The organism is Streptomyces sp. DH12, from assembly GCF_020873895.1.
Classification (GTDB): Bacteria; Actinomycetota; Actinomycetes; order Streptomycetales; family Streptomycetaceae; genus Streptomyces.
The window spans coordinates 1-805 of record NZ_JAHWGT010000212.1; the positions used below are offsets into that span (position 1 = coordinate 1).

Annotated in this window: 1 protein-coding gene and 1 pseudogene; both read left to right on the plus strand. The window is 72.7% G+C overall.

The window, feature by feature from the left end:
• A partial coding sequence (locus tag LPA54_RS33585; RefSeq protein WP_228984494.1) for a DsbA family protein occupies positions 1-585 on the plus strand: 585 nt, incomplete at its 5' end.
• Positions 578-805, plus strand: a pseudogene (locus tag LPA54_RS33590) (hypothetical protein); the annotation flags it as partial. The gene LPA54_RS33585 and the pseudogene LPA54_RS33590, both read left to right, overlap by 8 nt.

Below are 805 nucleotides of genomic sequence, written 5' to 3' on the forward strand. Positions count from 1 at the left end.
CTCCAGCGGGAAGGCCCGGTGGAGTTGTTCAACCACCAGCCCACGCCCAAGTTCATCGTGGAGCCCGAGATCGTGGTGATCTCCGGGCACCGTCCCGACCTCGGCTGGCGTCCGTGGGCCGGGCGGGAGTACGACTACCCCTCGACGATGCTGCCCGCGATGGAAGCCGTCCGGGCCGCGAAGGACCCGTCCGTGGGCGGCCTGCGCGGCAGCGACGAACTGGACGCCGGACTGCGGCACGCGTTCTACGTCGAGAGCAGGTGCGTCAGCATTCCCTCCGAGATCCTCGACGTCGCCGCCGGGTGTGAGCACGTCGACGAAGAGGCCCTGGCCCGCGCTCTCGAACGCGGCGCCGGCCGCGCGGAGATCTACGCGCAGTTCCGCGTCGCCCAGGGGCCCGGCATCCAGGGCAGCCCTCACCTGTTCGCGCCCGGCGGGTACGCGGTCCACAACCCCGGCGCGCACGTCCAGTGGACGGGCGATCCCGGCGAGGGGGGCATGCCCCGCCTCGACCGCTACGACCCGTCGTGGGCGGAGGAACTGCTCGACCTGCTGGCCGAGGGGAGGCAGCCGGCCGATGCCTGAACGGGACCTCCGCGTCACGACCGCCACGTACGACCGCTTGGCGGCGGCAGCCGCGGCAGAGGGCGTGACGGTGCGGGCCTACCTCGAGAGGCTGACGGAGTGGATCGCGCCCGGACGGCCCGGACACCATGTGTCCGCAGCGAGGCCCGAAGCCGACCTGCGGCTGCTGTCGCTGGGCGTCGACGCACCGGGTGCGGACGGACGTCTCGATGCCCTGTCT